This window comes from Nitrospira defluvii (genome assembly GCF_905220995.1).
In the GTDB taxonomy this organism is placed as follows: domain Bacteria; phylum Nitrospirota; class Nitrospiria; order Nitrospirales; family Nitrospiraceae; genus Nitrospira_A; species Nitrospira_A defluvii_C.
The window spans coordinates 293822-320462 of the sequence record NZ_CAJNBJ010000016.1 but is presented as its reverse complement, the minus strand read 5'-3'; the positions used below and the strand labels follow the sequence as shown (position 1 = coordinate 320462).

Genomic DNA, 26641 nt, shown 5'->3' with positions numbered 1-26641 from the left:
GTTGGCAGTAAACCGTTACAGTTGGGGGGCGTATGAAATTTCTCGAGGATCCGTATCAGACATTGGGCGCAGGGTTTGCGCTTGCTGTCGGATTGATAGTCGTCTATTTGGGGATGGCGGGAGTGGGAGTGGGTGAGGCCGACTGGTTCGGACTGGTCATTCGCTGGGTTCATTTCCTGGCCGGTATTACCTGGATCGGACTGTTGTATTTCTTCAACCTGATCAATGCTGGCTTTCTCAAGAGCTTGGACGGACCGACGAAGAACATCGTCATCCCGAAGCTGATGCCGGCGGCGCTGAATTGGTTCCGACATGGGGCTACGGTAACCGTGCTTGCCGGCATCGTCCTCTATGGCTACCTCTATGCGAAGGGGGGGACCGGGGCCATGGCGCTAGGCATCGGTGGGCTGCTCGGCATCATCATGATGGGAAATGTGCATGGCGTGATCTGGCCAAATCAGAAGAAAGTGATTGCGGCGGTGGCTGCTGCCGCACAGGGCACACCAGCTCCGCCGGAGATGGCTCAGTGGGGTAAGACCGCGTTGTATGCTTCGCGGATCAACTTCCTGTTGTCGATCCCGATGCTGTTTTTCATGGGCGCTGGGAGCCATCTAAAGTAGCAGGGTGTCCGGATATATATGGGGATTGGTTATCCGAGAGGGTGATCAGTCCCCTTTTTCTTGCTTTCGCTCTTGCCGTGAGTTGCCCGCCGATTCCGGCGAGTCTTTGGGCTGAGTCGTCGTAGGTCCATCAGGCCTAACTGCTTGAGATTGAGGCCTAATCAGGCGAACGTGGCTTGACGGCTCTTGAATCGCAGCCGTATAGTAGCCACCTGCTAATCTGGGGGTGTGACCCCCGAAAGGGAACAACGTGACCCTACCTCAACCACGGGTATTGCAGAAGCTTGATGGGGCGCCATGGGAAATCGACCCCTACCTCAAGACCGGCGGCTACGACGCATGGCGAAAGTGTCTGAAGGACCTGACGCCCGCTGACGTGGTCGGAGAAATCAAAAAGGCCGGTCTGCGTGGGCGGGGTGGCGCCGGTTTCCCAACCGGTATCAAATGGGACAAGGTGCTCAATCATCGGGTGCAGGAGCGCTATTTCGTCTGCAACGCCGGTGAGCATGAGCCAGGGACCTTCAAGGACCGTCATCTCCTGAAACATATCCCACATCAACTGATCGAGGGCTGCCTGATCGCGTCACGAACAGTCAACGCGAAGGCGTCCTATATCTATGTGAACCATGAGTACGAGGAAGAAGAAGCGAATCTGAGGAAAGCCATTGCTCAGGCGCGTGAGCGCGGCCTGTTGGGGAAGAATATTCTGGGCACGGGTGTCGACTTGGATCTAGAGGTGTTCTCCGGTCACGGCAGTTATGTGGCGGGAGAAGAGACGGCGATGTTGGAATCGATGCAAGGGCGTCCTGCGATGCCCCGGCAGAAGCCGCCATTTTATCCCACGGACTTCGGCCTGTATGGGAAGCCGACGCTGGTCAACAATGTCGAAACCTTGTGCAATATCCCTCAGATTTTGAAGAATGGGGCCGCATGGTTCACTCAGGTCGGGACTGAGAAATGTCCCGGCACCATGCTCTTCTCGCTCAGCGGATCGGTCAATCGGCCTGGCGTGTATGAAATGCCGATGGGCGTCACGATTCGGGACCTGATCGAGACGTGCGGCGGGGGCGTTCCGAATGGACGGAAGATCAAGGCCGTGTTTCCTGGAGGCCCGGCGTTCTCAATGGTCACGGCCGACCAACTGGACCTGCCGATGGATTTTGATTCGCTCAAGAAGGCCGGGACCGGGCTCGGTTCGGCTGGAACTATCGTCATTGATGATGCGACCTGCATGGTGGCGGCAACCCTCAAGTATTCGAACTTTTTCAAGGGCGAAAGCTGCGGACAATGTCCTCCTTGCCGAATGGGTACGATCAATCTGGCTACGCTGGTCGAGAAAATTGAGCGAGGTGAAGGTAGCCAAAAGGATCTGGACTCTCTCCTGCAACTCTGCGGATTTGTGAAAGGCACGGGCTATTGTACGCTCATCACCGGCGCCGCAGTGTTGGTGCAGAGTAGTCTCCGGTTGTTCCAGCATGAATTTGAGGAACACATTCGACTGCAGCGCTGTCCGTTTCAGCCTGCGCACACCGGGGCCGGCGCGAAGAGCTAGAGGGGCTGTGGGATGCCGCATGTGAGTTTTCTCCATCCCCAGGGGCGCAGCGGGGAAGTCGACGCCAACCTCACACTGTTGGAAGCGGCCAAAGCGCTCGGTTTCCAACTGAATCATGATTGCGGCGGCAATGCGTCGTGTACGACCTGTCGAGTCGAGGTCCAGGCTGGCGGAGACAACCTGTCTGAAATCGATTTTGACGAACAGGATTTATTGGATCGCGAAGCCCTTTCAGAACCGTGGCATCGGCTTGGGTGCCAAGCGCGGGTGCTGGGTGATGTCGTGGTCAGAGTCCCCGAGACCAAATGGGCTCAACCGACGTCCTCGTCGTCGGGCCAGGGTGAGAAAAGAGGGGTCGGGCTTCCGTAAGTTCCCGCGAGATGGTAGAGTAAGACAACGTGCCGAACACGTAGACCAGAAGGAGGAACAACGATGGTAACGATTACGCAATTGGCCGAGCAGAAAATAAAAGAACTCATGACTGAGGAGAAGGACGTCGTCGGGCTGCGGATTTACGTCCGCGGCGGAGGATGCCACGGCTATCAGTATGGAATGGCATTTGAGTCGAAAATGGCCGATGACGATACGGTTATCGAAAAAGGTGATGTGAAGGTCATCATGGACTCCCAAAGTGCGCCGCTGCTGCAGGGGGCGGAAGTCGATTATGTCGATAGCTTGCAGGGGTCCGGATTCTCCATCAAGAATCCACAAGCGAAGACCACCTGCGGGTGTGGCAGCTCCTTCAGTGCATAAGACTTCCGGTGGCAGAGCCGGAATGTCGTGAGTTGAGTGAACCATCAAGCCGGGAGTGGCTCCCTTCCTAACGGGTAGCCCTCCCGGCTTGTTCGTTGTGTCAATCTGTCGGGGGTATTGCTCGGATGTCACAGGCTACCGTCACGCGCCGGTATCGGTTTTGCGCCGCCCATCGTCTGCATACCGACCAACTATCCGTGGAAGACAACCGGACCATTTTCGGCAAGTGCAACAACCCAAACGGACATGGGCATAACTATGTGGTGTTCGTCTCCGTGAGGGGGGAGATCGATCCCCGCAGTCACCAAGTGGTGGACGTATTGAAACTGGACGCCGTGGTCGAGCGGACCGTGGTGCGGCGTTTCGACCATCAGGACTTAAATCAGGATCCTGAGTTTGCGAGCCAAACGACGACGGGGGAAAACCTGGTCCTGCTGATCTGGAATCTGCTCGTGAACGAGATGCCGGCGGGACGGCTCGTCAAGGTCGGGGTGATCGAGACGCGAGACAACTACTTCGAATATTCCGGGTCCGCAGCGCAGACGCGGGCAGAAGATGGAGTGAGGCATGGCTAAAGTAGTTTCCGGATCCCGCGCCAGACGGTCGAAGGTGGCTGGCGAGGCGTCGGGTCAGGATCCGATTGAAGGGCTGATGACGCAACTCCTCGTGGAGTTGGGAGAAGATCCTGACCGAAACGGACTGCTGAACACACCGAAGCGTGTCGCCAAGGCTATGCGTTTTATGACGCAGGGTTACCGCCAAGATATCGATCACCTACTCAACGGAGCGCTCTTTCCCATCGAGTACGATGAGATGGTGATCGTGAAGGACATCGACTTCTTCAGTATGTGTGAGCATCACCTGCTTCCGTTCTTCGGGAAGTGTCACGTGGGATATCTGCCCAACAAAAAAGTCGTGGGCCTCAGTAAGATCCCACGAGTCGTCGATGCATTTAGCCGGCGGCTGCAAGTGCAGGAACGGTTAACGTTGCAGATCGCCGAAACGCTCAAGAAGAAGTTGAATGCCCATGGGGTGGCGGTAGTGATGGAAGCGCGGCACCTCTGTATGATGATGCGAGGCGTGGAGAAGCAGAATACGGTGGCGGTCAGCAGTTCCATGCTCGGCGTGTTTCGGACCCAGCAGCAGACGCGGGAAGAATTCTTGACGTTGATTCGCGGTAGTAGCGTGAGGGACGGAAATTAGTCGTTCACGCGCCCGGTGTGTTTGGTAGTCCCTCGACGAACCCCCGCAGCAGATCGTTAAAGACCTCAGGTTGTTCCCGATTACTCACGTGTCCGGCGGCTGGAATAACGGCCAGCCGGGCACCGGGGATTTCGCGCGCCATGAGCTCGGCGTCGGCGAGGGGAGTCGTGAAGTCTTCTTGGCCGATCACCACCAGCGTCGGGCAGGTGATGGTCCGGAGATGAGCCAGGGAGTCTGGACGGTCTGCCATGGCCATGAGGTCCACTAGAATGCCGCTCACTGGTGCCTGATGGATCGTCTCGCGCACGTAGGCCACCAATTCTGATTTGTGCTGCAGTGACGTCGTGCCGAGCAATTTCGAAAGCATGGTTTCCGCGACGGCCGTCGCTCCTTTCGTGTAAGCCGTTTGCGCCAGATGATAACGCCCCGTTCGTCCCTCTGCGCTATCGGCCTGGGCGCGGGTGTCGGCCAATATCAACGCCCGCAGTCGATGGCCGTATTTTTTAGAGAACGCTAGGCTGACATACCCGCCCATGGAGAGTCCGACCAGGACGGCTTGAGGAATGGCCAGGTGATCGAGCAGTGCTGAAACGTCATCGGCGTACTGGTCGAGTGAGAATGACCAGAGGGGGGCGTCCGATTCGCCGTGTCCACGGAGGTCGATGGCAATGGTTCTGAATTGCTGTGAGAGCGCGGCCACTTGCGGTGCCCACATGGAGCGATTCAACGGAAAAGCGTGAAGAAAGACCAGAGGGACACCCGTGCCATGGTCGTCGTACGCGAGTCTGATGCCGTTCACGTGAAAAAACATGATGCAATCCTTGCTGAACACGCCGCTCGATCGTTCGTAGCATTGCCGCGTGAGAGAAGCAAGAGCCTGAGTGATAGCAGAGCCTCAATTTGCGGTGATTCCGGTGCGGCGTATAGAATGACTGCGTTGCCGTGATGCGGAGTGAGAATGCAGGCCCACGATTCCACAGGCGATCTCTTTGCTGTCCCTCGGGGCTCGACCCCTGTCGGAAGGGTTCCATTGGCGGAACGCTTACGTCCGCGACACTTCGATGATCTGGTGGGGCAGGATGACGTGGTGGGGCCTGGCCGCCCGCTGAGGCAAGCGATCGAGGAGGATCGACTTTCATCGGTGATTTTCTGGGGGCCGCCGGGTTGCGGGAAAACCACATTGGCCGGGCTGGTGGCGCAGTATACGAAATCGCAGTTCGTGCCGTTTTCAGCAGTGACCGGAGGCATACCGGAGCTACGCGAGATTATCAAAGCCGCAGAGCAGCGGCGAGCCACGGGGCGGGCGACCACGCTCTTCGTGGACGAGATCCACCGGTTCAACAAAGCCCAGCAAGATGCCTTTTTGCCCCATGTCGAACGGGGAACGGTCGTCCTCATCGGGGCCACAACCGAAAATCCCTCCTTTGAACTGATCGCGCCCCTGCTGTCCCGCTCCCTTGTGGTTGTACTCCAGCCGTTGACAGGAGAGGCACTCGGCTCGATTCTCGAACGTGCCATTGCCGATTCGGAACGCGGCCTTGGTTCACTTCGGCTCACCATAGAGCCTGCGGCCCGTGAACGGTTGATTGCCTTCGGCAACGGCGATGCGAGGAGCTTGTTGACCACGCTGGAGTTTGTGGCCGGCCAAGCTCCAGTGAGCCGTGATGGCACGAGGACTATCGATGCCGAGCTCCTGGATACCGCGTTGATGGCTCAGTCACTGCGCTACGACAAGTCGGGCGAAGAGCATTACAATCTCGTGTCGGCCTACATTAAGAGCCTGCGGGATTCAGATCCGGATGGGGCGTTGTATTGGCTTGCGCGGATGCTGGAAGGTGGAGAGAACCCTCGATTCATTGCCCGCCGCATGGTGATTTTCGCGTCGGAGGATATCGGCAATGCCGATCCTCAGGCGCTGGTGATCGCCAATGCCGTCGCGCAGGCCGTAGAGTTCGTGGGACTTCCGGAGGCACAGATCAATCTGGCGCAGGGTACGACCTATCTTGCCTCCCGCCCGAAAGATAACGCGTCCTATGTGGGGTTACAGGAGGCACGTCGTGACGCTCGGCAATATGGCAACCTCGGTGTCCCGCTGCATTTGCGAAATGCCGTGACCTCGCTGATGAAGGACCTCGGGTATGGGAAGGGGTACCGGTATGTCCATGACGATCCGGCGGCCAGCCGCGATCAAGGCCACCTGCCCGATTCTCTGAAAGGCGCGCGCTACTATCGCCCTCGCACACCCTCCTCTGATAAAGAAAGGGGCTAGACAAACCTGTCGTTCCGGTTATACTGGGCGCCGAGGTGCCGATGCCGCGTCAGTCCCATTCAGCCGAGAGTGTCACCGAACGCCGAAAGTATGTCCGCGCGACCCTGGTTGGGTCGGCCCTGGTCTCGCCTCAGAGCGGCGCCAAGGGGTTCACGGCGGTGCTCAACAATGTCAATAAGATCGGCGCCGGACTGCATTCCAAAGAAACCCTGCCGATCGGCGCGAAGATTACGGTCTCGTTGGCGTTTCTTGACCCCCACCTCGTTGAGCAGCAGGAGAAATTGACTGCTACGGTGGCCTGGGCGAAACCGTGGGAGAAGGGGACGTTACTCGGGGTGGTGTGGGATGATCTGGTGACGAAAGAAAAAAACCGCTGGTTGTATTACTATCTTGAGGAGACGTTAAAGTCGGGGAATTAACCCGCCGCCGTCAGTTTCTCCCGCACGTCCTGCAACTCCTGCGACAACGACTCCCAGCGCGCAGTGAGCCGTTCCAGTTCTTTCTTCCAACTTTCTAGTTCTTGCTGGAGCTCTCCCCATCGACCATGTTCCCGATACAGTGCAGGATCGGCCAATTCCTGCTCCCGCGCTTTGACCTTCTGTTCCATGGTCGCGATCTCGGACTCCGCCCGTGAGACCTGCTTCTCGAGGCGTGCCTGCGTTTTGCTCAGGTCGCGCCGTTCACCGCCCTGAGATTTCGGTTGCACTTGCGAGGTCATGGCCTTCGTGGGGCCGGCGGATTTGTCCGCTTTGGCGGCGGCAAGCTCCGCGCTGCTTTCCTTGATCGATTCGAATTCCTGCGCTTTTTTCCACAGATAATATTCGTAGTCACCCAAGTAGTTCTTGGCCTGGCCGTCGTCCACTTCCACGATGAGGGTTGCGACGCGGGCGAGGAACGTCGGATCGTGGGAGATAAAAATGATGGTCCCGGGAAAATCCGTCATGGCGTCGGTCAGCATATCGACCGACGCGGGGTCGAGGTGGTTGGTCGGCTCGTCGAGCAACAGGGTATTGGCCGGTTCCACCAGCATGCGCGCCAGAGCCACGCGGTTGCGTTCGCCGCCGCTGAGGGCCTTGATCGGTTTTTTCTGGTCATCGCCTGAAAATAAAAATGCCCCGGCAATGCCGCGGAGGAAATTCGTTTCCGCCTGGGCCGAGACCTCGGCGAGGGATTCGAGAATCGTGTCGTCCGGGTTCAACGATTCGGCCTGATGCTGGGCGAAATAGTGGAGGGTGACACCGTGTCCGACATGGCGTGAGCCCTTTTCAAACGGCAGTACACCGGCGAGCATCTTGAGAAGCGTGCTTTTGCCGGCGCCATTCTCACCTACCAGCGCGATGCGTTGCCCGCGTTCCACCGCGAAATTCAGGGACTGGTAAATGATCTTTTCGCCGTAACTCTTGGCCACGCCCTTCAGCTCCAACACGTGGCGGCCGCTGGCTGCCGGCAGGGGAAACTTAAAGCGCACGCGCTTGGTGTCGCGTTGCCGCTCAATCAGCTTGACCTTGTCCAGTTGCTTGATGCGCGACTGCACCTGTTTGGCTTTATTCGCCTGGTATCGAAAGCGGTCGATGAAGTTTTGGACGCGAGCCACTTCCTTGCTCTGGCGGTTCGCGGCCGCTTCAATCTGGGCGTCCCTGGCGGCGCGTAGCTCCTGAAACTTCGTGTAATTGCCGCGGTACTCCTGCAGTGTACGATCGCGGAGTTCCCAAATGTGTGTGGCGATGCTATCGAGGAATTTCGTGTCGTGGCTGATCACCAGGAGCGTGAGATTGGAGTCGAGCAGAAACCGTTCAAACCACCGCTGGGTTGGTTTGTCCAAGTGGTTGGTCGGCTCGTCCAGCATGAGCACGTCGGGGTTCGAGAGGAGCAAATGTGCCAGGGCGACCCGCATGCGGTATCCACCGGAGAGATTTTCAATCGGGCGCGAAAAGTCAGCGACGGAAAAACCCAGCCCCATCAGGATGCGTTCGGCCTCATGTTCGGGGTACATGTCCCGGTGCACGGCATCGAGCACAGTCTTCCCGACGATGGTTTCCAATTCTTGCGGGAGATAGCCGACGCGCAGTCGCGGGCGTTTGCGAATGGTGCCCTTGTCGGGAGATTCCTCACCCAAGATCATCCGGAACAGCGTGGTTTTTCCGGCTCCGTTCGGGCCGACAAGACCCACGCGCGCACCGGGACGCAGGTGAGCCGTGGCTCCTTCGAGCAGGACTTTGGTCGAAAATTGCTTATGGACGGACTCAAGCTGAAGCATGGATCAGTATCACTCGGTGTATGGGGTGACGCGTTCGACGAGGAATCCGCTATGGAATGTCAGCGTTCGTGGATGCGCCGGTTGGCGGCCACGCCTTGACTGATGGAGAGTGGATATCCCCGCAGACATTCGGAATGTTGGCCGGACAAGCTTGATTTGGTGGAGCTGGCCGGGATTGAACCGGCGACCTCGTGAATGCCATTCACGCGCGCTCCCAACTGCGCCACAGCCCCACGCAAGCTTGCATCTGTATGTGCACAGGCACCGGAAACACGAGCACGGGTGCAGATGTAACTCTGCAATCTAGCACGGCCGGTTTTTGTCAGTCAAGAAAAGGGTGGGGAGACGGCGATGCGCCGTGCCCTGTTATGCTCGCGCCACGCGCGGCCGTGGAAGGCCCTCGTTGGACGCGCGCAGACAAAAGGGCGCGGCACATGCCATCTTGGGGAGCAGAGATAAGCAGTGAAGCCCCCAAGTGTTTGCGCGTTTGGCGGAAGAGCAGGGATCAGGAGATGGGTTCAAGACATGGCCAGATGTATCTCGTTTCGGAAAGAAAAGAAGTGCGGTTGCGGCGCACGGGCGAAAGCTCCTGCCTGAAAACGTTGCTTGACAAACCGGGAGGCGAATCCTACCATGATGCCCTTCCGGCTCTGATCAGTACGCGGTCAGGGCTTTTTTTTCGAGCGCAGCAAGGTCAGGAAGGAGCAGAGGCAGCGAACAATGGCGAATCTCGTCATCATCGGCTCCCAGTGGGGCGACGAAGGCAAAGGGAAGATTGTCGACATTCTTGCGAAGGATGCCGATATGGTCGTGCGGTACCAGGGTGGGTCCAATGCCGGCCATACCGTCATCAATGCGCGGGATACGTTCATCTTCCATCTCATCCCATCCGGCATTTTGTATCGAGGCACGCGGTGTCTCATCGGGAACGGCGTCGTGGTCGACCCAGGGGCCTTGATCGAAGAAATGGACCATTTGCAAGGGCAGGGCGTGAAGATCGCGAAGAATTTTGCCGTCAGTGACCGTGCGCACTTGATCCTGCCCTATCATAAAGCGATTGATAAAGCGTCCGAGCAGTCGAAGGGCGTGCGTCGCATTGGCACCACCGGGCGCGGCATCGGTCCCTCCTACGGGGATAAAATGGCGCGGATCGGGATTCGAATGGGTGATTTGCTGAACCCTCCGCTGTTCAAGCAGAAGCTCGAAGAAAATCTTGTCGATATCAATTGGTTGTTGGAACAACTCCACAAGGTGGACTGTTTCGAGTTGGAAAAGGTGTATCAGCAGTACATGGGCTATGCCGATCGATTGAAGAGTTACATCATCGATACGACCCTGGTCGTCAATAAAGCGGTGGATGCCGGCAAGACAGTCTTGTTTGAGGGCGCTCAGGGCACCCACTTGGATGTCGATTTCGGTACCTACCCCTACGTGACCTCATCGAGTTCATCGGCTGGCGGCGCCTGCACGGGAACCGGCGTGGGGCCCACGAAAATCGATGCTGTCATGGGGATTACCAAAGCCTACACCACGCGCGTCGGCAGTGGTCCATTTCCGACTGAATTAACTGACGAAGTGGGCGGTTGGTTACAGGAGCGCGGGAAAGAATTCGGTGCGACGACGGGGCGTGCTCGCCGATGCGGCTGGTTCGACAGCGTCATTGTGCGTCATGCCACCAGAGTGAATGGTTTGGCGTCGCTGGCCGTGACCAAGTTGGATGTGTTGGATGGATGCAAGGAGCTCAAGATCTGCACGGGCTATCGCGTGAATGGCAAGCTTCATCGAGAGATGCCGTCAGACTTGCAGGCGTTGACGAATTGCGAACCGGTGTATGAGCGGGTGCGTGGCTGGAGTGCCCCGACCACCGGCGTGACGACCTACAAAAAATTGCCTGCAGAGGCCAAGCGTTATCTCGCGAGGATTGAAGAGTTAGCTGAGTGCCGGATCGATATGATTTCCACCGGCTCGCGGCGTGATGAAACCATCATCCTCAACAATCCGCTTAAGGCCGGTCGCCGTATCCAGTCGAAACGTTCACGATAGGTATTGTATCATTCCGGCGACGGTGACTCGCCGTAGCGAACGGTCATGCGTCAATGGTATGATCCTTCCCGCCACGAGTCCAGACTGATAGTCGTGGCCCGCCGTGTGTTGGAGAGTCGGTAGCTCAGTCGGTAGAGCATCGCCCTTTTAAGGCGAGGGTCCTGGGTTCGAATCCCAGCCGACTCACCATTCAAATCAATGACTTCTGCAGTTTGCCCCACTGCCGCCTTAGTCTCATAGGACAATCCATAGGACAACGGATAGGCTTTTTCGAGTCCTTCCACGGCGGATCTCAGCTTTCGATCCCACTCCGGACCCCCATGTGAATAGTTCGCGGTCATGCCGGGCATGCGATGGCCAAGGAGCGCCTGCCGCACTTCGTAATCCACCCCGATGCGCTGGAGTCTGGTCGCGAACGTATGCCGAAGGTCGTGAAAGTGCAGATCGTGAATTCCGACTCGGCGACAGGTTTCACTCCAATATTCCTTAAATGCCCGCTGGTGCGTCCAATGGCGAAAGACACGGCCATCGGCAAGCGAAGGGATCTCAGCGCCTAAGGCAAGTAAGGCCGTGCGGTTCAACGGTACTTCTTTTGGGGTGCCCTTAATACGGCTTGCGGCGGGGGGGAGACACAGCCAATATCCATCTTCTCGCTTCTTCACCCACGACCGTTCGATCTCCAGAATTTTCCCTTCTCGTAGACCGACGGAGACGGCTACCTGAATAATGCGCCAGAGCTCTTGCCGGCATTCGAGCTTCGTCGGATCGTTCTCCCGCATCTTGCTGATGAGAGCCAGTTCCTCTGGTTCTGCGATTCTGGTTCGTTTTTCTGCGTCAGGTAGTTCGACATGCTTCAACGGGTTTCTGTCCAATTTCTCATAGCGCACGGCCACATTCAGAATCCGATTGAGCACCTGCCATTCACGCCGGACAGTGCCGGCCGTCGCTCCTTCGTCTAATCGTGCCTTCACATATCTGAGACCATCCTCCGGTTTGAGCGACGCGAGCGGCTGATGTCCAAAACGATGACTGCAGGGGAAGTCGTTTCTGACGCAGGCATGGCACGATAGAATGTGATTCTCCAAAATGCCTTTTGGTCGTGTGCGATCGATCCGCTTTTTAACTTCGAAGGCCTGCCAATACAACGGCAACACATCCCGTAGCGTCAGGAGCGAACGCGGTTTCTCGACCTCTTGCGTTTGAATTCTATGAATGAGTTCGATGGCACACTGTTGTGCTTGATCGGGCGAGAGGTCATAGCCGAGTAGGGGACGATACCGTTGCCCCTTCCACCGGAAATAGAGGTCAAAGGCGATCCCTTTGGTCGTGCGTCGCTTGGTAATCGTATAGGCCATGGGTCATCCCCGATATTTTGGGTTCCGATGGTAAACACTGGCAGTGGCGCTGTCCAGTGGGAAAACTGGCCCATTCGTCGCGGTCTCCATCGCTCTCACCTCGCCGTGTTTCACCCATGCCATCAGTTCGTCTTTGAAGAATCTGACTTCCCGTGATCCGGGCATGCGATGCCGGGGGATATCCTTTCGCTGATACAGCGTGGATTTCGACACGCGCAGATAGACCGCTGCTTCGGCCAGGGTCATGATTTCCAACGTCGCGCTGGCTTGCCGTTCCTGATTCATTCTTTTCCCGCTTTCACTGAAACGCCTTTGTACCGTCCGGTTTGGGTTGAGGAGTGAGCCCCCAGTGGTCACGACCCGTGGCCGGGGGAGCAGCGGACTGGCCTTCCTGGTCCCCTCCGTGCCGGTCTCCGCCCCTTCAGGCCTGCCCGCTGCGAGAGCCCCGTGCCGTCTCCTTCGTTACGCCCCACCCTTGGTTTGTGAAGGGTGGGGCTAGAACATAATTTTAGAAGGAGGCGGACATGTCCGTTGAAAGTTCTCTCGGTTCCTCGAACGGTGGACGGCCACTGAACCCGGTTCGAACATACGGTGTCCCTCGGTACCGCGTCACGCTTGTGCGGGAAGGCCGTGCCATTCCGGTTACTGAGTCGGTCCACACGTCGGAAGGCGCCGTGGCCATCCTCCGACCGTTGTTTACCGGTCTGGACCGCGAGCAATTTCTGATCTGCGGTCTCGATGCGAAACATGGTCTGATCGGGATCAATGTTGTCTCCACCGGGTCGCTCAATCTGACCATTGTCCATCCGCGTGAAGTATTTAAACCCCTGATCCTCATGAATGCCGGCGCCTGGCTCTGTGCCCACAATCATCCCTCCGGCGACATCACCCCAAGCCCAGAAGATCGCGTCTTGACCAAACGTCTCCGCGAAGCTGGAGACTTGTTCGGTATTCCATTGCTGGATCATCTCGTCCTGGCCGAAGAACGCTACTATAGCTTCGCCGACCAGGGCTGGCCCGGCGCTTAGCGCAGCAGCCGCAACACCCAGGCCGCTCCTGCGGCCACGAGTGCCAGGCCAATTGCTGCCGTTCCCCAGGCGACCAGGTCAGTAGCCAGCGCATTGCCGATGGTGTGAATCTGTTGCGCCGTCATCCTTAAACTCCTTTGCCGTCACACTGCTCGTGCTGTCATGTGCTGCGAGAAAGGAGGCAGGCTGCTGCCAGCCTGCCTCGATGGGCCTTACCCGCCCACAATCGCCTTCACGCGTTTAAACGCGTAGATGGCCAATGCCACCCCAATCAGGGCCGCCGCCCACAAGAGCAGATCGGCCCGCACCGTGGCCACATCCGCCGACACCGGAAACAACTGCGCCTGCGACAACGCCGGCACGCCCAAGGCGAAGACCAACGCCGTCAGGAACCCGGTGAGTCCCTTCACCCATCCCACACCCTTCATAGAGCACCTCCTTGTGCTATCTGGTGGATTCGTCCACCCGCGCCGCCGGAATACTCGCCGACGGTCGAGTGCCTCAGTGACTCTGAGGCAGAATCAGTTTGATGATCAGCCCCACGGCAAATCCGCCGAGCCAGAAGATCGCCGTGAAATAGGTCATCGCCTCAATCGCCGGCAGGTCCATAGAACACTCCTTCGCCAATCACCCGCATCGCGCCGTCCTCATAGACTTCGGAGACCATCAGGCCATAGCGCCCGGTAATCTGAGCAGCCGTCAGAATCTCGCCGCTGTCCAACAAGTAGCGCCAGCCTTGGCGATTCGCAGACGAACCGGCACCGCCAAGGATTCGCACCGTTCGCTTCGGTGGAACCAGAGTGGCTGCAGAGGGGACAGACGCACCGAAGGGATTCACGAAACTCCCCGGCGCCGATGCGGCGGAAGATGGAGGCAGAGTCGCAGTCCCACTAAGTCCAGCCGACGAAATGCCCTTCGTGCTGTTCAGGGACGACCAAGGACGCCAGGCCATGAGGCCAATGGCGAACAGGCCCGCGGCAATTCCGATGGCGATGCGCGCCGATTTGAAGATCGTATGACTCCGCTTCTCTTCCTGGATCGCCGCCGAGGCATAGCTGGAATAGTAGGCGTAGATTGCCGGTGAGTACGTGCCCACGAAGGCGCGAATCGTCTCGTGATCTTCCGGATTGCCTCGCACCTTGCCCTGATACTTTTTCGAGAGACCCACAAAGGCCAGCTTGCGAAACTTCACCGTCGCTTCGATCAATCGGGTGACGCCCTGCGACATCTGGCGAAAATCCTGACTCATGAGCAGAATATCCACGCCGTAATGCCGATGGGTTTCGAGCCAGCGCAACAGCCCCGGCTCGACCTTCTGCATGGACCGGAACACGGTCTGCGCCTCATCGATAATGACCGCCGACCCAGGCTCGACATGGGGAAACGCTTGCAAGACTTCGACGGAGTCTTTCCAAATCGTAATCTGTTGTTCGAGTGTTTCCAGATCGATGCCCGTAAAGAGTGCGAGCCGATCCAGATAAATCCCATCCACCGAGATATAGAGTCGTCGTCCTTGCCTCACCCAGGGTAAGAACTTCTCGCAGATTGCGTGATAGGACTTCCCGGAGCCCGGCACGCCTTCATACAGTTCGATCATCGACTACGCCTCCAGAGCAGCCAGAGGGTTCCCGCGAAAAGGGCCGTCCATCCATAGGCTAAGATCGACGGTATCGTTTTCATGAACCCCACCGCACAAATGGAATCGTTTGGAGAATGAATCGGGTTCCCATGGCGCTCGCCACAATGGCCAGCGCTTGGCTCATCCCCGTCGCGCCCAGCACCCACGCGTATTGATCGGGAATCACCGGCAGCGTGAGCCCTGCCGTGCCGATTGTGCTCAAGGTGCTGTCCGCCACGGAGAGTACCGAGTCCCAAATGCCCAGGCCCCAATCCGTGAGCGAGAAGAAGAACTCCTGCAGCCAGCAATAAATAAGCGTCAGAATGGCCGTCATGTGGTCTGGCCTCCGACAAAGATGATGCGATAGGCGGCAAAAGACGCAATGGCGATCACGAGCGTGCGGAGCACCGTGAAGAACCAGGCCCACTGGTTGAAGTCCACTTGCTGATTCCCGAACAAGACCGAAGGCAACGCGATCACCGGCAAGGTCGAGGGCCAGGTCAGCGATTTGAGTAAGTTGAGAGCGCTGAGCAAGCCACTACTGGCCCAGACTGTCTGATGGGCTTGCAACACCGTTCCGAACGTCCGGCTCTCGTGTGATCCCCCGGCACAAGAGGTGGTCGCTTGCGTCTCTTCGTGCTGCGTGGTGGAGCCGTCCGGATTCTGGGTCGTGGTGGTGGTCGTCGTGGTGGTTTGTTGCTGCGTATTCTGTTGTGGCGTGGTTCCCGGCGGTGCCACATGATCGGCCACGATGATATCGCCGGCGGGGATGGGCTTCGGCTTCACCGTCGTCGGCATCTCAGTGGGAGTGACCGGTTGTGAAATCGTCGTGTCTGCAGGCTGTGTCGCCCCATTCAGGCCAACCGGATTCGTATGAGATTCGATCGATTTGGGATCGCTGGCCGGCAGGCCTCCGACATAATTCGCCGCTTGTTGAGGCGTGGGCGGGATGAGGGCATCCTGAAGTGGTGGCGCACTTCCGGGAATGCCGACCCGATGACAAACATAGAGCGTCTGGCCGCCAACGGGTGGACCATTGACGAAGAAATTGCCGGGAAAGAAGACGGCGGTACTCACACTTTGAAACGGGCCCACCATCCAATCGTGCTGATACTCCGTATCGATGGCGCAGAGGGGCACATTGGTCGTGCTGAATTGAATGCTGGCGTTCGGATAACTCGCATTGCCCGGTGACGAAGACCCCATACCGGGAAAGGTCTGCGTCCCGGCATTGGTCGTCGTGACTTGCCAGCCCCCGGGGGTTGAGGCGGCAGTTTTGATCGCGGCGAGATCAGGCTGCGAGTAATACATTTGAGCCAGCACTAATCCGCCGGCCACACCTAAGGCTGCCCAGCCGACTGGACCGGCGACGAGCCGAAGCGCAAAGGAACTGGCAGACGGGGCTACAGCCGCCGATGCCACTTGGGTCGCTAAGGCTGAGCGTTGCGCAGCCAGATAGGCAATCCGTTCGGCTTGGGCCACCACACGCGCATATTGCGTGGTCTCAAGAGCGAGAGATTCGGCTGGTGCCAGACAAAACGACACGAACAGGAGCGAGATCAGCCCGAGATAACCCATGAGAGAACATAGTTTCATAACCGTCCGACTCCGAGGCCGGTGAGGAAGGCCAGTAATAAGACCGCGACGAGAATAATCGTGAGATCCACTGGCCTTCCTCCCTCTGCCGTTATTTCAAAACTTCCAATCCATATAGGTCGAAGAAGACCCGTCCGGTCTGTTCGAATTTCCGCACTTCGATCGAGACTTTCGCTTGCTTGCCCTCGGCTTGCTTGCAGGCTTCGATCAAGGGCATCTGATCGTCCGGAATCCCCAATCGAAGCACCCCCGGATCTCGGCCCTTCACATAGAGATCCACCGATCGGTACACTTTCCCCTCCCGACTTCTCCGTTCCACATACCCCTGCACCGCCCCCTCTGCTTTGACTTGCATCCTCGTGCCCTCCTGAATGATGAATTGAACTCGGATCAGCCAAGCGCCTGACCCACACGCCCCGGCCTTCAGACCGGACTTTTGGAATGAAGCAAAATTCCGAATCGCATTCCCGACAGCTCAGATACAGGGCGCCCTGTTCCCACTTGCACCGACAGCCCCTCGCGCCACATCCCGGACACATGCGTTGCCACCCTCCGTCACGAAATTGTAAGGACATAGGGTGTCCCTCTCCTCCGTTCTTTCAGCAGGGCATAATGCTTCTGCTTCCATTTTTTAGTCCCCGCATAGATCAGCTCCGTCAAAAATTGATCGCCTCGACAAGCCACCACCACGGCCAGCATCGAACTGACTGATTGCGCGAGCCAGGCGGCCACGTCATCTAGCCGTTGTTGAATCCGTTCGACCACGAGCCGGCATCGTCTGAAGCCTTCGGTGAGGCCTGCCCACCAGGCGAGGAGGGGAGCCCGATACTTTTCATACGATTCGGCTTCTCTGGTCGTCTCTCGGAAATCCACATAGGAGCGGAGCACGCCGACCAAAAAGGCCCGCCAGTCCTCTGAATCGAGTGTCAGTAACGCTTTCGCGCAGGCTTGGCCTCGATCCTGTTTGAGTTCCATCTCCCAGCGGACTCCGTATGAGGCCGCGTCTTCCCGGCCCTTGGCTTGGAGTTCCAGCCGTTTGTCATAGACCCGCAGCATGCTTTGACTTTCCCGACTGCCGAAGTAGAGTGTCTCGCCGGTCCGGACTCCCTCGCGATGATTCGACGCTTGGATCACTTTGAATTGCTTGGACCGGCTCACGACCTGTCCGGCTTCCACGGCTTGCCGAACCGTTTCGACTGCGACAGTCGCCTCCCGGTCGTCCAGGGCAACATCCACTCGTGTCACATGGCCTTTCTGGGCAAAGATCCACGCCAAGATGGTTTTCAGCTTGGTCTCATCCCACTGGGAAACAATCCCGGCTGAGAGATCCACATGCACTTCCTTCGGACTGCGAGGAGCACCCGTCCCTAGTTTCCCCACGCCCGTCTTGCCCTGCGTCATCAGTCTCGCGACGGGATACCCACGAAACCCTGTCTCACTCTGGAACCAGTCCCCACCAATCGTCTTAATGACCTCGTCCACCTCAGCCTTCGGGAGGGTGAAGGCCAGCCAGTCGATGGTTTGAGTGAATCCTCCTGACACTGTCATTTCTTCCTCCTTGGGGTCCGTGCGATAGACGCCCCCGTCTTACCAAGTCGGGGGCGGGTCCGCTGCGCGCGCCGCCGGCTGGCGCCGCCGGTCGCGCTGCGCGGTCCCTGTTTCTGTGTGGAGAAAGGAGACTGTCCGTGCCCGTTGCCCTGCATCGCTTCCTTCACCCGTTCGAGGTCAAAGCGCACGAACCGGCAGATCCGTTCCACCGGGATCTCGCCCTTGCGGTAGGCACGGCGAATGGACTTCACGCTGATCTGTAAGATGGCCGCGAGTTGATCGATTGTTAACAACAAGGCTTTCATCGCATCTCCTCTCAAGTGGTACCCGCTGCGCACGGTGTCGACCTTACCGAGGCGCACGTGGGTGGTGAAAGAGCCTGTTCGTGGACACTGGGGGACAGAAGGGGACAGGAAGGGACAGTAGTTTCAGGCGACTATGTATCGTGATTCGAGGGGACTCATGAAGTGTCTGGCAGTGATCGGATCATATGCGCCCCCACAGCTTTTGATCTAATGTTCACGGAAGCCGCTCTAGATCAATCAAAGTGACGACCGTGCTTTTCAGCTCGGAAAACCGACTATGAGAAGAGGACTTCAGAATCATTCCGACGAACTACGTACACGCGCGATTCCCCGTCGCGTTTTTATTCAACAATTATCCCTAGGGCCGAAAAACTACCGCTAGGGCCGGATGGCTCTATCTGGAGGCCATTGCTTACTTTGTGATGATGACCATAAACAACTAGGCCCACCGGTTTAGTGCAAAGTCAGTGCGAAAAAAAATGGCCTGCAACGTGGCTGAATGACTAGTAACACGCCATGTGCGACGATCGGGGCACGGGAACTGGTGCAAAAAATAGGCGTGAGAGAGGCAAGAAACGATAGGACAAATCTGGAAGTATGGATCAAAGTAGATTTGATCGAACAGAGCCGTGTGCACCGAGTGGGCGAGTCAGAAGGCAGACCGTCTTTGACCACGGCGAAGGACGAGGTCGCGCAATTCTTCCTGATTATTAAGTAGATCCTAAACAAAATTTGTGATTTGAGGCCTTTTCCCGTCGAATCTGGTGATTTTGTTGAGGGAAAGGGGTATTCTTCGGCGGCCTAATCAGCCATATCGATGGTCATCAAAACCCTATGCTGCTAAATCAGCTCAAACCAAACATCATTGTCAGGGGCGCGATCTTTCCTGAACCGGTTCAAGTAATTGTCGTTGTGCCGATGGGCGAGTCCGTAAAGCTTATCGGGAAAGGGCTTACATCTGGCAAGGTCCACGAACCGATTCTTAATGCTGAACAGCTTGCCGGACTGGAAGCTACCCCTGAGAAGGAGCCGTTCGATGGGGACCCACACAAGTTCAGGCTGGGTATCGAAGCGCTTCGTTTAGAATTAGCCTATGAATACGACCCTTACTTCTCCCTTTCGATCGCTCGGGTAGATCCGCTCCCGCACCAGCTCGAAGCAGTCTACGACTACTTCATAAAGTTGCCGCGCATCCGTTTCCTGCTTGCTGATGATCCAGGGGCAGGGAAAACTATCATGGCTGGCCTCTTGATCAAGGAGTTGAAGATTCGCGGTCTCGTGAAACGCACCCTCATTGTCACTCCGGCGAATCTCTCCTTTCAGTGGCAGCGTGAAATGAAGGACAAGTTCCGGGAGAATTTTGAGATTGTCCGGAGCGATGTCTTACGGGCGAACTACGGCACCAATCCCTGGCAGGAAAAGAATCAAGTCATTACCTCGGTGTCCTGGGTCTCGCGTATCGAAGATGCCAAGGAAAGCCTTCTGCGTAGCCATTGGGATCTCATAATTGTCGATGAAGCGCACAAGATGAGCGCCTATAGTGCCGAGAAGAAGACCCTGGCCTACCAGCTAGGCGAAGCCTTGGCAGACATGACCGATCACTATTTGCTGATGACCGCCACTCCGCACAAGGGAGATCCACAGAACTTTTGTTTGTTCCTCCAGCTCCTTGATCGAGACGTGTATGGGGATGTGAAGAGTCTGGAAGAAGCCATGCGGCGACAGGAGGCTCCTTGCTATCTCCGGCGGGTGAAAGAGGCCTTGGTCACGTTTCCTGATCCAGATACAGGCAGGGTCAAAGCACTCTTTACCAAGCGGCGGGTCCGAACATCGGAGTTCAAGATTGATGATGAGGAATGGGATTTCTACGACGCCTTGACTCGGTATGTAGAGGATCAATCGATCAAAGCGTCAGCCGATGATTCAGCGAGAGGCCGAGCCCTCGGCTTCACTATGGCGCTGTTGCAGCGTCGGTTTGCTTCGAGCGTCTATGCTGTCCGACGAACGTTGGAAAGGATGAAGGAGAAACGCGAGAAGATCCTTGCCGATCCCCAGGGGTATCGGCAGGAACAAATTCTTAAGAATGTGCCTGATGATTTTGACGATCTACCTGAAGAAGAACAGCAGGATATTATCGCCAGCCTTGAGAATGTTGTGGCGTCAGTGGACCCAGCGGCGTTGAAAGAGGAGATTCTCCAACTCACCAAACTCATTGATCAGGCACGTCTGCTGGAACAACGAGAAGTAGAGTCCAAGCTTGTCAGATTGAAAGAGGTGATCGCCGAACGCGGCGTCTTCCAAGACCCGAAGATGAAGCTACTTATCTTCACGGAACACAAAGACACTCTGGACTTCCTCGTCGGCAAGCTCCGCGAGTGGAAGCTCACAGTGACCCAGATTCATGGCGGCATGAAGATTGGGGATCGCGACACACCAGGCTCACGTATATATGCGGAACGGGAGTTTCGGGAGGAGTGTCAGGTTTTGGTGGCGACAGAAGCGGCAGGGGAGGGTATCAACCTCCAATTCTGTTGGCTCATGGTGAACTATGACATTCCCTGGAATCCAGTTCGTCTCGAACAACGGATGGGCCGCATCCATCGGTACGGCCAAGAAAAAGACTGCCTCATATTTAACTTCGTCTCGACCAATACACGTGAGGGGCGAGTCCTTCACAAACTGTTCGAGCGCATAGGGAAGATTGAGGACGATCTCGATCCTAAGCGTACTGGCAAGATTTTTAATGTCCTGGGCGAAATCTTTCCTGCCAATCAGCTAGAACGCATGGTTCGAGATATGTATGCCCATAACCTCACGGAAGAAGTCATCAAAAGCAGAATCATTGAGCAGGTAGATACGGAGCGATTCCGAAAGATCACCAATTCTACGCTCGAAGGCTTGGCAAAACGCGAGTTGAACCTGTCCGCCATCGTAGGCAAATCCGCGGAAGCGAAAGAGCGGCGGCTAGTACCGGAAGTCATCCAGGATTTCTTCCTTCACTCCGCTCCTTTAGCAGGAATCCATCCAAAAGAAACGGCCAAAGGGCAGCAGGCCTTCCGCATTGGGCGGGTTCCCCGGACGCTCTGGCCGATTGGGGAGAAGCTCGAACCGCGATTTGGGAAGCTCGGTCGAGAGTACAAACACGTCGTGTTCGATAAGCGGATGTTGACGGAGGACCCCACACTCGAATGGATCACGCCAGGGCATCCCCTCTTTGAAGTCGTGCGAGATGACGTATGGGATCGAGTCCAGAATGACCTACGTCAGGGGGCAGTATTTTTCGATCTCCACAGCAAAGCACCGGCCCGACTCGATGTGTTTTCAGCCGCTATTCGAGATGGACGAGGAAATGTACTCCACCGACACCTCTTTGTCGTTCAGACGGGTATTGATGGGGCCATGAGCATCCGACAACCCACTATCTTTTTAGATCTCGCCTTGGCTCCGGTGGGTACGGCAGTTCCTGATGATGATGGACTGCCAGGTCGTGATCGAGTCGAACGAGTTCTGGTTGAGGAGGCTTTGCAGCCCTTCCTGAATGCAATCACTGTGCAACGGGCAAAAGAGATCGAGACCATTTCTAAGCACATGGAAATCAGTCTCAATGAGCTGATTCATCGTCAAAACTTACGAATGGGTGATTTGCTGGAAAGTCACAGGACGGGAGATGCGAGCCCGCTACTAGCGGCGAATATCAAGACCACAGAGGATCGTTTAGATGAATTGAACGGTCGTCTAGAGCGCCGAAGAGATGAACTTCAGCAGGAGCGACGGTGCACGATCACCGACATCCATCACCACGGACGAGCATGGGCACTACCTCATCCAGAACGGACCTCCCCTCGTATTGCCCCGATGGTTCGTGATGAAGAAATTGAGCATCTCGCTGTGCAAGCAGTGATCGCGCACGAGGAAGCGCGAGGGTGCAGGGTGGAGAGTGTGGAGGCTGACAATCGCGGCTTTGATCTAATTTCGCGGAAGCCGCATCCTGAAGATCCACAAACAGTCATTGAGGTGCGGTTTATCGAGGTCAAGGGGCGGTCGGTCGTCGGAGAATTGGCGCTGACAACGAATGAATACAAGACAGCGGAACGCCTAAAGAATGACTATTGGCTATATGCCGTCTTTAATTGCGGATCCACACCGGAAATTCATGTGGTCCAAGACCCTGCACGGCTCGGCTGGGAACCGCTAGTGAAAATCGAACACTATCATGTCGCGGCGAAGGAGATTCTCGGCGCTGCAGCGGAAAAGAGTGCCGGTTCATGAGCGCGTTTTCGGTTGCCAATGACCTCACATTGACCAGATTGATCAGCCAGGCGCAGCGGCGCGTCATTTCCTTATCTCCAGCTGTGAGCAATGCTGTAGCTGAAGCTCTGGTGGCGTGCCTGGAACGCCTCGGCTCAGAAGCCGTTTCAATCACCCTCGATGTCGACGCGGAGGTTTATAGGCTGGGTTACGGTGATCGCAAAGCCTTGGCGCTTCTCTACGACGCGACGCGAAAACATGGAAAGCCGCTGACGCGTCATCCGGGGATTCGTGTCGGCCTCCTCATCGTAGATGATGCCATGATGATCTATGCCCCAACGCCCTTGCTGATCGAAGCCGGCCAACGGGAGCCCTTTGCACCGAATGCGGTAAGTCTTGGACCACCGCCCTCTTCTGTTATCCGGGAGCTTGGCCTTGGGGAGAGTGCGGTAAAGGACCAGACCGTTGGCCTCGATATCGCCTCGGCGGGCACAATCCAGCATGTTTCTAATGATCTAGAGCGAAACCCTCCACAGAAGTTCGACATTGCAAGAACAGTACGAATATTCAATGCGCATTTTGAGTTCGCAGAATTCGAAATGGTCGGAACGTCTATCAGCCGAAAAACCGTTCCCATCCCAAGCAAGCTTATGGGGTTTGCCGGTGATGAAAAAACAAAGAATCTCTTGAAGGCATCTTTCCAGGTTGTCGAATCAAGCGACAATCTTTCCGGCAAACACTTAGAGCACGACAAAGCTCTCATCGCCAAAATGTTTCTTAAATCATTACCTGGCTATGGCAATGTGATCCTTCGGGCACGCAAAGCTGAATTTGAAAAGGAAGTGGAGAAACTTCGCAGTGCCGTCACTGCGTTCGGAGTGGAGATCAAGGAGAAGTTACAGACCGCGATGGATCGAAACCGCGAAGCTTTGCGGGAGGCTCTCCTTCCCAGCCTGCTGAAGAATCCTCCGGAAGAGTGGACAATGTCAGATCGGTCAAAGCCCGATAACCAGAGGCTCAGCCAATTACTCGATGATGAGCTATGCCGGGCATTTGGAAGAGCCGACCGATTGGTTGGCAAGATGAATGTCAAACTTGTTTTCAAGGGTGTGACCTATGAGTCTCTGAAGGATCAGCGATTCACTGAGATAGCGAAGAAGGCATTTCCGAGTCTCAAAACACTCCTCGACGAATATAACGCCGCCGAAGGACAACCTGAATGAGACCCTCGTATCCCAAACGCCTTATCGAAGTGGATCTACCAATAAAGCGGATCTCCGCTCACGCGCGCCGGGAAAAGTCCATCCGGCATGGGCATATCTCCACCCTCCACATTTGGTGGGCGCGTCGGCCATTGGCTGCTTGTAGAGCCGTCATCTGTGCGGCGCTCTGGCCTGACCCTGCTGATCCATTCTGTCCCGAGGCATTCAGAGCCTCCGCTCGTGAGCTGATGGGGAATTGGGCCAGGGACCACCTCAAGCTCTGCGCAGAAGAAAGTGGCCCCCATTTCGTAGCAATTCAGAAAGACCCCAATCTCCTGAAAGATAATACGATCCTTCGCCGTGCGATGTTCGATTTCATCGCCGATTTCGCCAACTGGGACAATTCCACCGGCCGCGCATATCTAGAGACCAGCCGTGCCTTGACCCAGGCCGCGCATGAGGCGTTAGGAGGCGAACCCAGAACCCGTCCTCTTGTGGTGGACCCCTTTGCTGGCGGTGGCTCCATTCCCCTCGAAGCCCTGCGCGTAGGGGCGGACGCTTTTGCTAGCGATCTGAACCCTATCCCCGTCCTGCTCAACAAAGTCATCCTCGAATACATCCCCAAGTACGGCCAACGCCTTGCCGATGAAGTTCGCAAATGGGGTGATTGGATTAAGTGTGAAGCCGAAAAGGAACTCGCTGAGTTCTATCCCAAGGACGCGGATGGCGCGACGCCTATTGCCTATATCTGGGCCCGAACGATCCAATGTGAAGGCCCTGGTTGCGGTGCGGAAGTGCCTCTTGTCAGGTCCTTCCTGCTTGGTAAGCGGGACAGCGGTGCTATTGGCCTCAACCTTGAAATCTCACAAAAGCACAAAACTGTAACCTACACCCTCAAGAAGGCAGAGAAACCCGACTCGTTTGAACACGGAACATTGCGTCGAGGGTCAGCAACTTGCCCGATCTGTGGATTTACAGTTCCAGGAGCGAGAGTCAGAAGGCAGGCTGCCGAAAAAAAAGGTGGCGCTAACACTGCTCGGCTTTTAGCTGTTTATTGTAATTCACCCAAAGGTCGTTTCTATCGAGAGCCTAACGAACATGACGCGAAGGCATTCGCAAAATCCCACGACTATGTAAATGAACAGAAACGACAAATGTTGAAGGACGGAACCTCGACGGTGCCCGACGAGGAACTTCCATACTTGCGTAGCATTTTTAATATCAAGTTGATTGGCGTGGATCGTTGGGAACAAATGTTTACCTCTCGTCAGCTCGCCAGCCTATTGACTTTAACTAAGCTCGTGCGTGGGTGCTATGCCAACATTCAAAGCCAGGACGCCGAATTCGCTACGGCTGTTGCGACAACACTGGCGCTAGCCGTCGATCGCCAAGCTGACTATTCCAGTTCCATATGCACATGGGTCCAAAGTGGGGAATTTATCGGTCACACGTTTGCACAAGGGCAGTCCTTGCCGATCAAATGGGATTTTGCTGAAGTAGTCCCATTCGCATCAGGCTCCGGTAGCTGGGATGGAGCTATTGAATGGGTTAGTAGAGTTCTAGACAATATAACTAATTCGCGTCTGCAGCCGGGAACTGCTCTAAGGGCTTCAGCCACAAATCAGCCGTACCCAGATGATTCTGCTCAGCTCGTTGTGACAGATCCTCCTTATTATGATGCGGTGCCCTACGCAGACTTATCTGACTTCTTCTACGTCTGGTTGAATCGGAGCATTGGTTCCCTGCACCCCACTCTTTTTCGGGATCGCACAACTCAGAAAGAGGGTGAGATTGTGCAACTTGCAGAACGGAATCCGAGATATGCTTTTAAAACGCGAGAGTACTTTGAACGATTGATGGCTGAGGCGCTGAGGGACTGTCGCCGGGTTGCTGCGCCGAGCGGACTTTTGGTGATTGTCTTCGCTCACAAAGAAACGGCTGCTTGGGAAACGATGATCCAAGCACTTATATCCTCCGGCTGGATAGCGGTAGCTTCGTGGCCGATTGATACAGAAATGGGAGCTCGGTTACGGGCACGAAACTCAGCCGCTCTCGCTTCGTCCGTACATCTCGTCTGCCGTCCACGAGAGAATCCCGGCGGCTCGGTGTGCATAGACACAGTCGGCGATTGGCGCGACGTGTTGACCGAGCTTCCCAAGCGTATCCATGAATGGATGCCGCGTCTGGCTGATGAAGGTGTCGTCGGCGCGGACGCCATTTTTGCATGCCTCGGACCAGCCTTGGAAATCTTCTCTCGCTATTCTCGCGTGGAGAAGGCCAGTGGCGAGACTGTCACGCTCAAGGAATATCTCGAACAGGTCTGGGCTGCAGTCGCCAAGGAAGCTCTTTCACTGGTGTTTCGAGGCGCTGATGCCAGCGGTTTTGAGGAAGACGCTCGCCTCACGGCGATGTGGCTATGGACTCTTAGAACAGGTGAAGGAAATGGTGTGGCGGCTGATGATCTGGAAGAATCCCAACAGGGAGAGGATGACGACGAAGCAGCAGAGAGAAGTCGAAAAGCGAAAGTCACAGGATTCAGTTTGGAGTATGACGCAGCCAGGAAGATTGCTCAAGGGCTTGGCGCCCACTTGGAAGACCTAGCATCTCTCGTTGAGATCAAAGGAGATACAGCCCGTCTCTTGTCGGTTGCGGAGCGGACGCGCGCGCTGTTTGGGAAGGAAGAAGCTCAAGCGCCATCGACAGCGAGAGGAAGAAAACAGAAACAACTCAAACTAGGCTTTGAATCAGAATTGCAGGAGGCTGAAGAGTTCGGTGGTTGGGGTCAGAAGGGCGTGCCTAGAGTTGGAGACACCGTCCTCGACCGAGTACACCAGGCGATGATCTTGTTCGCAGCTGGTCGAGGAGAAGCGCTTCGACGATTCCTAGTCGATGAAGGGGTAGGGCGCGATGAGCGGTTCTGGAGACTTGCTCAGGCCTTGTCGGCCTTGTATCCGTCAGGTACTGATGAGCGTCGTTGGGTTGAAGGGGTTCAGGCCAGAAAGAAAGGCTTGGGCCTTTGAGTCGGAAGTTTCTACAGGAGGGCG

24 protein-coding genes, 2 tRNA genes and 1 pseudogene are annotated in these 26641 nt (G+C 56.4%); 14 read left to right on the top strand and 13 right to left on the bottom strand.

Annotated elements, in window-relative coordinates; all coding sequences use genetic code 11:
• Positions 1-32: 32 nt before the first annotated feature.
• From KJA79_RS13060 to folE, 6 genes are all read left to right on the top strand, one after another.
• Positions 33-620, top strand: coding sequence for a urate hydroxylase PuuD (locus KJA79_RS13060; RefSeq protein ID WP_246507636.1), 588 nt, complete (start codon positions 33-35; stop codon positions 618-620).
• A gap of 250 nt (positions 621-870) precedes the next feature.
• Positions 871-2172 (top strand): NADH-quinone oxidoreductase subunit NuoF, encoded by a 1302-nt coding sequence (nuoF, locus tag KJA79_RS13055; protein ID WP_213042488.1) that lies wholly within the window; start codon positions 871-873, stop codon positions 2170-2172.
• A 12-nt stretch (positions 2173-2184) separates the two neighbouring features.
• Entirely contained in the window at positions 2185-2541 is a 357-nt protein-coding gene (locus KJA79_RS13050) for a 2Fe-2S iron-sulfur cluster-binding protein (protein ID WP_213042487.1), read from the top strand.
• A gap of 63 nt (positions 2542-2604) precedes the next feature.
• Positions 2605-2925, top strand: a complete 321-nt coding sequence (erpA, locus tag KJA79_RS13045) for an iron-sulfur cluster insertion protein ErpA (protein ID WP_013250062.1) — start codon at positions 2605-2607, stop codon at positions 2923-2925.
• Between the two features lie 125 nt (positions 2926-3050).
• Positions 3051-3500: a 6-carboxytetrahydropterin synthase gene (locus KJA79_RS13040; protein WP_213042486.1), complete on the top strand. Its 450-nt coding sequence runs from the start codon at positions 3051-3053 to the stop codon at positions 3498-3500.
• Positions 3493-4128 (top strand): GTP cyclohydrolase I FolE, encoded by a 636-nt coding sequence (gene folE / locus KJA79_RS13035; protein ID WP_213042485.1) that lies wholly within the window; start codon positions 3493-3495, stop codon positions 4126-4128. Before KJA79_RS13040 ends, folE begins: the two co-directional genes overlap by 8 nt.
• 4 nt (positions 4129-4132) lie before the next feature.
• Here the strand turns inward: folE and KJA79_RS13030 are convergent, their stop codons facing one another.
• Positions 4133-4939, bottom strand: a complete 807-nt coding sequence (locus KJA79_RS13030; RefSeq protein WP_213042484.1) for an alpha/beta fold hydrolase — start codon at positions 4937-4939, stop codon at positions 4133-4135.
• Between the two features lie 219 nt (positions 4940-5158).
• Here KJA79_RS13030 and KJA79_RS13025 point away from each other — a divergent pair, with 219 nt between their 5' ends.
• On the top strand, positions 5159-6397 hold the full coding sequence (locus tag KJA79_RS13025) for a replication-associated recombination protein A (RefSeq protein ID WP_246507633.1): 1239 nt from the start codon (positions 5159-5161) through the stop codon (positions 6395-6397).
• Positions 6398-6438: 41 nt separating this feature from the next.
• Positions 6439-6816: a PilZ domain-containing protein gene (locus KJA79_RS13020; protein ID WP_213042482.1), complete on the top strand. Its 378-nt coding sequence runs from the start codon at positions 6439-6441 to the stop codon at positions 6814-6816.
• On the opposite strand, the gene KJA79_RS13015 is transcribed toward KJA79_RS13020, so the two are convergent.
• Positions 6813-8654: an ABC-F family ATP-binding cassette domain-containing protein gene (locus tag KJA79_RS13015; RefSeq protein ID WP_213042481.1), complete on the bottom strand. Its 1842-nt coding sequence runs from the start codon at positions 8652-8654 to the stop codon at positions 6813-6815. The two genes, KJA79_RS13020 and KJA79_RS13015, sit on opposite strands and share 4 nt — an antisense overlap.
• Positions 8655-8811: 157 nt before the next feature.
• Positions 8812-8887: transfer RNA gene (locus KJA79_RS13010), tRNA-Ala, on the bottom strand.
• Positions 8888-9374: 487 nt separating this feature from the next.
• On the opposite strand from KJA79_RS13010, the gene KJA79_RS13005 reads away from it, so the two are divergent.
• On the top strand, positions 9375-10697 hold the full coding sequence (locus KJA79_RS13005; RefSeq protein ID WP_213042480.1) for an adenylosuccinate synthase: 1323 nt from the start codon (positions 9375-9377) through the stop codon (positions 10695-10697).
• Positions 10698-10810: 113 nt separating this feature from the next.
• Positions 10811-10886: transfer RNA gene (locus KJA79_RS13000), tRNA-Lys, on the top strand.
• A gap of 191 nt (positions 10887-11077) precedes the next feature.
• Here the strand turns inward: KJA79_RS13000 and KJA79_RS23340 are convergent.
• Together KJA79_RS23340 and KJA79_RS12990 are read right to left on the bottom strand one after the other, a co-directional pair.
• Positions 11078-11476: pseudogene (locus tag KJA79_RS23340) on the bottom strand (tyrosine-type recombinase/integrase); the annotation flags it as partial.
• 579 nt (positions 11477-12055) lie between these two features.
• Entirely contained in the window at positions 12056-12337 is a 282-nt protein-coding gene (locus tag KJA79_RS12990) for a helix-turn-helix transcriptional regulator (protein ID WP_213042479.1), read from the bottom strand.
• Between the two features lie 239 nt (positions 12338-12576).
• Between KJA79_RS12990 and KJA79_RS12985 the strand changes: the two genes are divergently transcribed.
• The gene (locus KJA79_RS12985; protein WP_213042478.1) at positions 12577-13080 is read left to right on the top strand and encodes a JAB domain-containing protein; all 504 of its coding nucleotides are present in this window, start codon (positions 12577-12579) and stop codon (positions 13078-13080) included.
• On the opposite strand, the gene KJA79_RS23010 is transcribed toward KJA79_RS12985, so the two are convergent.
• The 8 genes from KJA79_RS23010 to KJA79_RS12950 form a co-directional block, all read right to left on the bottom strand.
• Positions 13077-13205, bottom strand: a complete 129-nt coding sequence (locus KJA79_RS23010; RefSeq protein WP_281412688.1) for a hypothetical protein — start codon at positions 13203-13205, stop codon at positions 13077-13079. The genes KJA79_RS12985 and KJA79_RS23010 overlap by 4 nt on opposite strands.
• 87 nt (positions 13206-13292) lie before the next feature.
• Positions 13293-13508: a hypothetical protein gene (locus KJA79_RS12980; protein ID WP_213042477.1), complete on the bottom strand. Its 216-nt coding sequence runs from the start codon at positions 13506-13508 to the stop codon at positions 13293-13295.
• Positions 13509-13669: 161 nt separating this feature from the next.
• On the bottom strand, positions 13670-14677 hold the full coding sequence (locus tag KJA79_RS12975) for a zonular occludens toxin domain-containing protein (protein WP_213042476.1): 1008 nt from the start codon (positions 14675-14677) through the stop codon (positions 13670-13672).
• Positions 14678-14756: 79 nt separating this feature from the next.
• Entirely contained in the window at positions 14757-15032 is a 276-nt protein-coding gene (locus KJA79_RS12970) for a DUF2523 family protein (protein WP_213042475.1), read from the bottom strand.
• Positions 15029-16276, bottom strand: coding sequence for a hypothetical protein (locus KJA79_RS12965; RefSeq protein ID WP_213042474.1), 1248 nt, complete (start codon positions 16274-16276; stop codon positions 15029-15031). Before KJA79_RS12965 ends, KJA79_RS12970 begins: the two co-directional genes overlap by 4 nt.
• A gap of 109 nt (positions 16277-16385) precedes the next feature.
• Positions 16386-16649 (bottom strand): hypothetical protein, encoded by a 264-nt coding sequence (locus tag KJA79_RS12960; RefSeq protein ID WP_080877170.1) that lies wholly within the window; start codon positions 16647-16649, stop codon positions 16386-16388.
• Positions 16650-16849: 200 nt separating this feature from the next.
• Entirely contained in the window at positions 16850-17842 is a 993-nt protein-coding gene (locus KJA79_RS12955) for a replication initiation factor domain-containing protein (protein ID WP_213042473.1), read from the bottom strand.
• Entirely contained in the window at positions 17839-18147 is a 309-nt protein-coding gene (locus KJA79_RS12950) for a helix-turn-helix domain-containing protein (RefSeq protein WP_213042472.1), read from the bottom strand. The genes KJA79_RS12955 and KJA79_RS12950 overlap by 4 nt, the downstream gene beginning before the upstream one ends.
• Positions 18148-18981: 834 nt before the next feature.
• Between KJA79_RS12950 and KJA79_RS12945 the strand changes: the two genes are divergently transcribed.
• The 3 genes from KJA79_RS12945 to KJA79_RS12935 are packed head-to-tail and all read left to right on the top strand — an operon-like array spanning position 18982 to position 26617.
• A complete protein-coding gene (locus KJA79_RS12945) occupies positions 18982-22416 on the top strand; it encodes a helicase-related protein (RefSeq protein WP_213042471.1) in 3435 nt (1144 codons plus the stop codon).
• Positions 22413-23618, top strand: coding sequence for a hypothetical protein (locus tag KJA79_RS12940; protein WP_213042470.1), 1206 nt, complete (start codon positions 22413-22415; stop codon positions 23616-23618). The genes KJA79_RS12945 and KJA79_RS12940 overlap by 4 nt, the downstream gene beginning before the upstream one ends.
• A complete protein-coding gene (locus KJA79_RS12935; RefSeq protein WP_213042469.1) occupies positions 23615-26617 on the top strand; it encodes a DUF1156 domain-containing protein in 3003 nt (1000 codons plus the stop codon). Before KJA79_RS12940 ends, KJA79_RS12935 begins: the two co-directional genes overlap by 4 nt.
• The last annotated feature ends 24 nt before the right edge of the window (positions 26618-26641 follow it).

Excerpts from the sequence above, each read along its gene's own strand:
- KJA79_RS12970 (WP_213042475.1), bottom strand. The coding sequence starts at position 15,032 with ATGACGGCCATTCTGACGCTTATTTATTGCTGGCTGCAGGAGTTCTTC.
- KJA79_RS13020 (WP_213042482.1), top strand. The coding sequence starts at position 6,439 with ATGCCGCGTCAGTCCCATTCAGCCGAGAGTGTCACCGAACGCCGAAAG.
- KJA79_RS12985 (WP_213042478.1), top strand. The coding sequence starts at position 12,577 with ATGTCCGTTGAAAGTTCTCTCGGTTCCTCGAACGGTGGACGGCCACTG.
- KJA79_RS13040 (WP_213042486.1), top strand. The coding sequence starts at position 3,051 with ATGTCACAGGCTACCGTCACGCGCCGGTATCGGTTTTGCGCCGCCCAT.
- KJA79_RS23010 (WP_281412688.1), bottom strand. The coding sequence starts at position 13,205 with ATGACGGCGCAACAGATTCACACCATCGGCAATGCGCTGGCTACTGAC.
- KJA79_RS12945 (WP_213042471.1), top strand. The coding sequence starts at position 18,982 with ATGCTGCTAAATCAGCTCAAACCAAACATCATTGTCAGGGGCGCGATC.
- KJA79_RS12960 (WP_080877170.1), bottom strand. The coding sequence starts at position 16,649 with ATGCAAGTCAAAGCAGAGGGGGCGGTGCAGGGGTATGTGGAACGGAGA.
- KJA79_RS12955 (WP_213042473.1), bottom strand. The coding sequence starts at position 17,842 with ATGACAGTGTCAGGAGGATTCACTCAAACCATCGACTGGCTGGCCTTC.
- KJA79_RS12965 (WP_213042474.1), bottom strand. The coding sequence starts at position 16,276 with ATGGGTTATCTCGGGCTGATCTCGCTCCTGTTCGTGTCGTTTTGTCTG.
- folE (WP_213042485.1), top strand. The coding sequence starts at position 3,493 with ATGGCTAAAGTAGTTTCCGGATCCCGCGCCAGACGGTCGAAGGTGGCT.
- KJA79_RS13005 (WP_213042480.1), top strand. The coding sequence starts at position 9,375 with ATGGCGAATCTCGTCATCATCGGCTCCCAGTGGGGCGACGAAGGCAAA.
- KJA79_RS12980 (WP_213042477.1), bottom strand. The coding sequence starts at position 13,508 with ATGAAGGGTGTGGGATGGGTGAAGGGACTCACCGGGTTCCTGACGGCG.
- KJA79_RS13030 (WP_213042484.1), bottom strand. The coding sequence starts at position 4,939 with ATGTTTTTTCACGTGAACGGCATCAGACTCGCGTACGACGACCATGGC.
- erpA (WP_013250062.1), top strand. The coding sequence starts at position 2,605 with ATGGTAACGATTACGCAATTGGCCGAGCAGAAAATAAAAGAACTCATG.
- KJA79_RS12950 (WP_213042472.1), bottom strand. The coding sequence starts at position 18,147 with ATGAAAGCCTTGTTGTTAACAATCGATCAACTCGCGGCCATCTTACAG.
- KJA79_RS12975 (WP_213042476.1), bottom strand. The coding sequence starts at position 14,677 with ATGATCGAACTGTATGAAGGCGTGCCGGGCTCCGGGAAGTCCTATCAC.
- KJA79_RS13050 (WP_213042487.1), top strand. The coding sequence starts at position 2,185 with ATGCCGCATGTGAGTTTTCTCCATCCCCAGGGGCGCAGCGGGGAAGTC.
- KJA79_RS12935 (WP_213042469.1), top strand. The coding sequence starts at position 23,615 with ATGAGACCCTCGTATCCCAAACGCCTTATCGAAGTGGATCTACCAATA.
- KJA79_RS13015 (WP_213042481.1), bottom strand. The coding sequence starts at position 8,654 with ATGCTTCAGCTTGAGTCCGTCCATAAGCAATTTTCGACCAAAGTCCTG.
- KJA79_RS13060 (WP_246507636.1), top strand. The coding sequence starts at position 33 with ATGAAATTTCTCGAGGATCCGTATCAGACATTGGGCGCAGGGTTTGCG.
- KJA79_RS12990 (WP_213042479.1), bottom strand. The coding sequence starts at position 12,337 with ATGAATCAGGAACGGCAAGCCAGCGCGACGTTGGAAATCATGACCCTG.
- KJA79_RS12940 (WP_213042470.1), top strand. The coding sequence starts at position 22,413 with ATGAGCGCGTTTTCGGTTGCCAATGACCTCACATTGACCAGATTGATC.